This is a genomic window from Streptosporangium minutum (assembly GCF_002149035.1).
In the GTDB taxonomy this organism is placed as follows: domain Bacteria; phylum Actinomycetota; class Actinomycetes; order Streptosporangiales; family Streptosporangiaceae; genus Streptosporangium; species Streptosporangium minutum.
Genome location: NZ_NGFP01000369.1, coordinates 1 through 6,996, shown reverse-complemented (window position 1 = coordinate 6,996; position 6,996 = coordinate 1). Strand labels below are relative to the sequence as shown.

At 71.3% G+C, this 6,996-nt stretch carries 6 protein-coding genes; all 6 read left to right on the top strand.

Annotation, left to right across the window (positions count from 1 at the left end; genetic code table 11):
* Positions 1-445, top strand: a 445-nt coding sequence (locus CA984_RS41610) for an SSI family serine proteinase inhibitor (protein WP_207621243.1), incomplete at its 5' end; no start/stop codon positions are given.
* Between the two features lie 1,020 nt (positions 446-1,465).
* Complete coding sequence (locus CA984_RS48470) at positions 1,466-1,828, top strand: hypothetical protein (protein ID WP_242676470.1); 363 nt, start codon at positions 1,466-1,468, stop codon at positions 1,826-1,828.
* Between the two features lie 710 nt (positions 1,829-2,538).
* Positions 2,539-4,266, top strand: a complete 1,728-nt coding sequence (locus tag CA984_RS41600) for a S1 family peptidase (protein ID WP_086578830.1) — start codon at positions 2,539-2,541, stop codon at positions 4,264-4,266.
* Positions 4,267-4,397: 131 nt separating this feature from the next.
* Entirely contained in the window at positions 4,398-5,543 is a 1,146-nt protein-coding gene (locus CA984_RS41595) for an acyl-CoA dehydrogenase family protein (protein ID WP_086578829.1), read from the top strand.
* Complete coding sequence (locus tag CA984_RS41590; protein WP_086578828.1) at positions 5,540-6,514, top strand: acyl-CoA dehydrogenase family protein; 975 nt, start codon at positions 5,540-5,542, stop codon at positions 6,512-6,514. The genes CA984_RS41595 and CA984_RS41590 overlap by 4 nt, the downstream gene beginning before the upstream one ends.
* Before the next feature lie 120 nt (positions 6,515-6,634).
* Positions 6,635-6,996: LLM class flavin-dependent oxidoreductase (locus tag CA984_RS41585; RefSeq protein WP_133061942.1), on the top strand; the 362-nt coding region annotated here is incomplete at its 3' end.

The following is a 6,996-nucleotide window of genomic DNA, read 5'->3' as shown; positions in this document are numbered from 1 at the left end:
ACCGTGGGCCTACCCCCGCCCGCCCATTCCACCGGGCTCGGGGCCGGTGGCGTGGCCCATCCCGCCGCGCCCCTACCCGGTCTACCCCGGGTATCCCGGTTACCCCGGTTATCCGAGCTACCCGGTTGTGCAGGACATGGCGAAAGATCTCCTGCTGACCGTGGAGAGGCTGCGGGACCCGCGCTACACGTCACGGAGCGTCCAGCTCGCGTGTGCCCCGGTGTCCGGAACGCATCCTGACGCGGGCGGGGCGTGCGCCGTGCTGACGCCGGCGCAGGGCGACCCCGCCAGGATCGCGCCGTCGTGGACGGTATGCGCTCAGGTGCAGGACCCCGTCAGGGCCACCGCGACCGGCATCTGGAACGGCCGGTACATCCAGTTCGAGTACACCTACAGCAACCCCTGCGCGATGCGCCGGGCGACCGGCCCGGTCTTCTCCTTCTAGCACCCTTTCCGCGGGTCTCCGGGCGGTTCACTCCGCTCGGTCCCGGATCCCCGGCGCCCGGAGCGCCGGGGATCCCGCCGGCCGGTGGCGGCGGAGGAGCGGACAGCCTCGCCGGGCACCTGCCGGGCAGCGGTGAGCAGAGTGGCCGGTGATCTGATCGCCGCGGGATCGGCGCTTCGCGTGGTGGGCCGGGATCGCGGCGCCGTGGCGGGGCGTCCGCCACCGCGCCCCGGCTCCGGCGGGCCGTTGTTCGACACGGAGATGAAGTCGAGCGCGCATATACATCCTGATCTTGCTTTGAATCCCGACAGAAGGGGCTAAGTGGGCCGAGGGGAGTGAAGGTTTAATTTGCATGGCGTTTATTTGCTTTTCTCGGAGTATGTCAACGGGTGAAATCCGGCTCCTCGAAGGTAATTTCTGGCTGATCGCCACCGCGGCGTGACTGATCGGGAACTTCCGATACCAAGAACGTCAGGGGAAATTAAGTGCTTCGTTGGAGAAACAGATGGACGTCAAGTCGCATCTCCCGAAAGCGTGTCGGAGCCCTGGCCGTAGCGGCCATGGCCGGTGTCCTCCTTGCCTCGTCCAATCAGGCTCCGGCCGACGCCGCCACCGGACAGGGGGAAGTGATCGGCTCCCCGTCCGGGATCGTCGGTGCCAGGCTGCTTCCCGCCTCCTCCTTCACGTACACGTACTCCATCGAGGAGGCCGCCCTCGGTGCGTGCGACCACTCCTCCGGGTGCCGGCGTAGCCACTGCAGGCACGGGAGTCACTGCGGATGTAGAAGCCACTGTGAATGCCGGAGCCACTGCGAATGCCGGAGAGGCTGTCGCGGACCCCGTGGCTTCAAGGGGAGGCACGGCAGAGACGGCCAGCGGGGACCCGCGGGCCCGCCCGGTCCCGCCGGTCCCGCCGGTCCACCCGGTCCCGCGGGTGCCGACGGAGTTGACGGTGCCGACGGGCTGATCGGTCCTGCCGGCCCTGTGGGTCCTGCCGGTCCTGTGGGTCCTGCGGGTGCCGATGGGCTGGCCGGTCCTGCCGGTCCCGCCGGTCCTGCCGGTCCCGCCGGTCCTGCTGGTCCTGCGGGTGCTGACGGGCTGGACGGTCCTCCCGGTCCTGCGGGTGCCGATGGGCTGGCTGGTCCTCCCGGTCCTGCTGGTCCTGCGGGTGCTGACGGGCTGGACGGTCCTCCCGGTGCTGATGGGCTGGTCGGTCCCGCTGGTCCTGTGGGTCCTGCGGGTGCTGACGGGCTGGATGGTCCTCCCGGTGCTGATGGGCTGGTCGGTCCTGCTGGTCCTGTGGGTCCTCCCGGTGCTGATGGCCTGGCCGGTCCTCCCGGTCCTGCGGGTCCTCCCGGTCCTGTCGGTCCCGCCGGTCCTGTAGGACCGGCGGGGGCTGTCGACCTCAGCTCTTCGACCGCTCTCTCTGCTCCTGAGGGCCCCGCCGGTCCTGCGGGTCCTGCCGGTCCTGCGGGCCCCGCCGGKCCCATGGGCCCGGCGGGTCCTGCGGGCCCTGCCGGTCCTATGGGCCCTGCGGGTCCTGTCGGACCTGCCGGTTCCGTCGATCTCACCGATGCCGCGGACCCTGGCGGTCCGTACGGGCTTGTGGGCCCCATCGGTCTGATCAATCTCTTCGGCGCTGTGGGGTCCTGCGGGACCGTCGGGTCCTGCTGCTCGGGCATTGCCCTGGTGTGATGACCGGCGCTGTGGTCCCTGTGGTCCTCCCGGACCGCAGGGGCCTGGTCTTCCGGGGCCCCGCCGGCCGGCTCCGTAAGCCGTCTCCACCCCTTTTTTTTTTCGTGCTGAAAGCGCTCATGCGAAACCGGCGAGATTTTCGGGCGTGCAATAGATTCGCCGGATACGCCCCGACGGGGCGGGATGTCGATCCGGGGCCCACGGGCGACTCCGCCTGAAATCCGGTCTGTCGTCGAGTCGTTCGGACGGGCCGCCGGAACTCTCCTCGTCTCACGGCCGGAAGCGCCGCGGCCACATCGGCGGAGATCCCCGCTGAGCTCCCAGTCGCTTCCAAGTCCTCCCCAAGTCGTCTCCGCCATGCTCTCGCCTCGGGAAGCGAGTTTTGGGGAGAGAACGCAAATGTGGGCACGATTCACCGCCGTGACCGGCCTGGTACTGGCCGGTGTGCTGGCCCTGCCTGGTGTCGCCATGGCAAAGCCGAAAGACCTGGATATTCCGGTAGGAACATGGCTGGCGGCCAGGACGCATCCTGCCGTGCAGCTGACCTCGGTGTCCTACACGGCCGACGTGGCCGTGCCGACTCCGGTGGCGAATCTGGAGGCGATCAGAGGGCTGACCCAGCAGGGGGTCGCCGCGGTCCAGTCGGGCAAGATCTCGTCGGACGAGAACAGTATCTACCGGTGGGTCGTCCAGCAGATGGCCAAGGAACCGGGGCGCTACTTCTCGCCCGGAGCGCCGGAACGGGTCGTGGAGGCGACGGCCGGCGGCCTGTGCACGGGCTGGTGGGTCACGCCGGACGGTTACATGGTGACGGCGGCCCACTGCGTCGGGCAGGAGGAGAGCGAGCTGGCGCAGACCTTCGCCACCCAGGCCCTCACGAAGATCAATGAGAAGGACGCCGCCGACCTGGTCTCCAGCCTCGGTGACATCGCCTCCGACGACGAGATCGTCCGGACGGCCGCGAAGATCTTCCAGATCTGGAACGCGGACAACATCAAGATCCGCAACGTTCAGAGCTCCCTGTCGCTGCTGCAGAGCCTTCCCGGCGGCGGCGTCGACAAGACCGCCAAGACGGTGCCGATCGAGCTGGTGGCCAAGGGCACGGTCTACCCGGGCAAGGACATCGCGATCCTCAAGGCCAACGGGCAGAACAACCTGCCGACCGTCCCGCTCGGCCAGGACTCGGACGTGCGGGTGGGCGACACCCTCTACATCAGCGGGTTCCCCGGCACGGTGACGCAGACCTCGATCTTCAACATCGAGTCCAAGCTCGACCCGGCCTTCACCGAGGGCCCCTACAACGCCAGCCGTCAGACCCCCGAGGGCGTGCCGTACATCCAGACCCAGGCCCCGTCCTACCCGGGCAACTCGGGCGGTCCGGTGTTCAGCAAGGACGGCAACGTCATCGGCATCCTGGTCGGAGGCCTGATCCAGCAGGACGGCGGCTCCACCGAGGGTGAGAGCTTCGTGCTGCCGGTCAGCATCGTCAAGGAGAAGCTGAACGAGAAGAACATCAAGTCGGCCGAGTCGGTGACGACGAAGGCCTACAACGAGGCGCTCGACCTGTTCTTCAAGAACCACTACTCCGACGCGCTGCCCAAGTTCCGCGAGGTCCAGGCGCTGCAGCCGAACCACCCGTACGTCGCCAAGTACATCACCGACTCCCAGCAGGCCATCACCGCGGGCAAGGACGAGAGCTCCTCGTCGATCCTGCCGTGGGTGCTGTGGGGCGGCGGCGGCCTGCTCGTCCTGTTCGTGCTCGGCACGCTGGGCGCGGTGCTCAAGGGCAAGCGGCGGTCGAAGATCCCGGCCTCCTCCTTCCCGCCCGCGCCGTACGGCGCGCAGCCCGGCTACCTGCCGCCGGGACAGGGCCAGTACGGCCATCCGGCCCAGCACGGCCAGCACGGCCAGCCGTACGGCGTGCCGCAGCAGCAGCCCTACCCGCAGCGGCCGCCCTACCCGCTCCCGGCCGCACCCGAGGACACCCGGGCGGTCCGCCCGCACTCGCCGTACGGGGAGCCGCAGCAGAAGCCCGGCCCCGGGGCGAACACCCGGATCGCCGGACTTGAGGCGGAGCTGGAACAGCTGCGCCGCAACATGGGGCAGCGCCCGCCCGACCAGCGCTGACCCGCCGCCGGGCCGGAGGGCCCGTCCGGCCTGTCCGGCCCACCGGGGCCCGGAGCGGATCCACCGCTCCGGGCCCCGTTCCGTGCGGTCCGTCCCTGTACGGCTGACCAAGCGTGCGCTAGTTTGGTTGAGTGGATCTGGACTTCACGCGCGCGGAGCAGGACTTCCGAGCCGAGGTGCGAGACTGGCTGGCCGGGCACGTTCCCGGGGTCCCGCTGCCCTCCATGGACACCCGGGAGGGATTCGAGGCGCATCGCGAGTGGGAGCACCTGCTCGCCGGGGAACGGCTGTCGGTGGTGTCCTGGCCCGTCGAGTACGGCGGGCGGGGCGCGAGCCTCGTCGAGTGGCTGATCTTCGAGGAGGAGTACTGGGCGGCGGGCGCCCCCGGCCGGGTCAGCCAGAACGGCATCTTCCTCCTGGCCCCCACCCTCTTCTCCCACGGTACGGCCGAGCAGCGGGAGCGGTTCCTGCCCGGCATGGCCAGGGCCGACGACGTCTGGGCCCAGGCCTGGTCGGAGCCGGAGGCGGGCAGCGACCTCGCCGCCCTCACCTCCCGCGCCGAGCGGGTCGAGGGCGGCTGGCGGCTCCACGGGCAGAAGACCTGGAGCTCCCGGGCCTCCTATGCGGACTGGGGCTTCGGGCTGTTCCGCACCGACCCCGCCTCTGCCCGGCACCGGGGACTGACCTACTTCATGTTCCCCCTGGACGGCGTGACCGTCCGGCCCGTAGCCCAGCTCGACGGTGAGCACGGGTTCGCCGAACTCTTCTTCGACGGCCTCTTCGTCCCCGACGACCTGGTGCTCGGCGCCGCCGGTGAGGGCTGGCGGATCGCGATGGCCACCACCTCCTCCGAACGCGGCCTCACCCTGCGCAGCCCCGGCCGGTTCCTCGCGACGGCCGACAGGCTGGTCCGGCTGGCCCGCTCGACCGGCGCCGACCCCGTCCTCGCCGACCAGGTGGCACGGGCCTGGTTGGACGCCGAGTCCTACCGGCTGCACACCTTCGGCACCGCCCGCAGGCTGGCGGCGGGGGAGGAGATCGGCTCCGCGTCCAGCATGGGCAAGGTGTTCTGGTCCGAACTCGACGTGCGCATGCACGCCCTCGCCCTCCGGTTGCTCGGCGAACGCGGCCTGCTGGACGGCGGAGCCCCCGACGCCGAGGAGGGAGGCCGCTGGCTGGACGGCTACCTTTTCTCCCTCGCCGGTCCGATCTACGCGGGCACCAACGAGATCCAGCGGAACATCATCGCCGAACGCGTTCTGGGGCTGCCCCGATGAACTTCGCATTCACCGACGACCAGCTCGCCCTCGCGGCGGCCGTACGGCAGGTGCTCGCGGCCCACTGCCCGGCGGAGGCCGTACGGAACGGACGGACCCCCGCCTGGTCCCAGCTCGCCGAGATCGGGCTGTTCGGGCTGCTGGTCCCCCAGGAGCACGACGGCCTCGGGCTGGGGCTCGTCGACGCGGTCCTCCCGTTCGAGGAGACAGGGCGGGCCGCGCTCCCCGGCCCGGTGGCCGAGACCGCCGTGGCCGCCCCGCTGCTGCTGGCGGGCGATCCGGCGCTGGGCAAGCTCGCCGCGGGCTCGCTGCGGGTGAGCGTGCGGATCGGCGACCAGGGCTACGCGCCCGACGCCGACCTGGCCGACCTGCTGATCGTCGAGCGCGAGGGCGTGCCGTACGCCGTCCGGCCCGAGGCGGCACGGCTGACGCCGCAGCCCGGGGTGGACCGGAGGAGGCCGCTGTTCGGGGTGGAGTTCCGTGACGCGGCCCGGCTCCGGACCGGGATCGCCCCGGCCGTCCGCGCGGTGACGGTCGCGGTGGCCGCCCAGCTCGTCGGGGCGGCCAGGCACCTGCTGGACACGACCGTCGGCTATGCGCGGACCCGCAGGCAGTTCGGCGCCCCGATCGGGTCGTTCCAGGCGGTCAAGCACCAGCTCGCCGAGGTCGCCATCGCGGTCGAGTTCGCCGCGCCCCTGGTCTACGCCGCCGCTCTGGCCGTGGACCGGCACCTGCCCACCGTGGACCGGGACGTCAGCGCGGCCAAGGCCGCCGCGGGCGAGGCCGCCGAGCTGGCCGCCAGGACCGCCCTCCAGGTGCACGGCGCGATCGGCTACACCGGCGAGCTCGATCTGGGCCTCTGGCTGGCCCGGGTGTGGTCGCTCTCAGCCGCCTACGGCGACCCCGGCCTGCACCGCTCACGGTTGCGGACCGCGATCCTCGATACCCCGGAGGTGCGGCGATGGCCGTGATCCACGCGCGCCGGAGCCGGTGCGTCCCGCCGGTGGCCGAGAGGGCGGCCACCGGGGTGCCCGGAGTGAGGAGACGGTTGTGATCCGTGCGTGTCGCGACCGGGTGGCGGGAGGTCGGCGATGAGGTTCGGCGTCCCTCTCGGGCTGGTCCATCCGGACGCCTGGCGGGACGTCGCGGTCGCGGCGGACGAGCTCGGGTTCGAGTCGGTCTGGCTGCCCGAGCATCTGGTCTTCGCCACCGACCTGTCGCTGGCGCGTTACCCGGGAACCGACAGGCCCGGCATCTCACCGGCCACCCCGCTGTTCGACGCCCCCGCCTACCTCTGCTGGCTGGCAGGGCTGACCTCCCGGGTACGGCTGGGCACCGCGGTCCACCTCTATGCCCTGCGGCACCCCTTCGTCTCCGCGCGGGCCTTCGCCACCCTGGACCGGGTGTCCGGGGGCAGAGCGATCTGCGGGGTCGGCGCCGGGTGGTACGAGGG

Bases quoted from the DNA above. Each gene is read 5' to 3' on its own strand.
- CA984_RS48470 (WP_242676470.1), top strand. From the start codon at position 1,466: ATGGGCTGGCCGGTCCTGCCGGTCCCGCCGGTCCTGCCGGTCCCGCCG.
- CA984_RS41600 (WP_086578830.1), top strand. From the start codon at position 2,539: ATGTGGGCACGATTCACCGCCGTGACCGGCCTGGTACTGGCCGGTGTG.
- CA984_RS41590 (WP_086578828.1), top strand. From the start codon at position 5,540: ATGAACTTCGCATTCACCGACGACCAGCTCGCCCTCGCGGCGGCCGTA.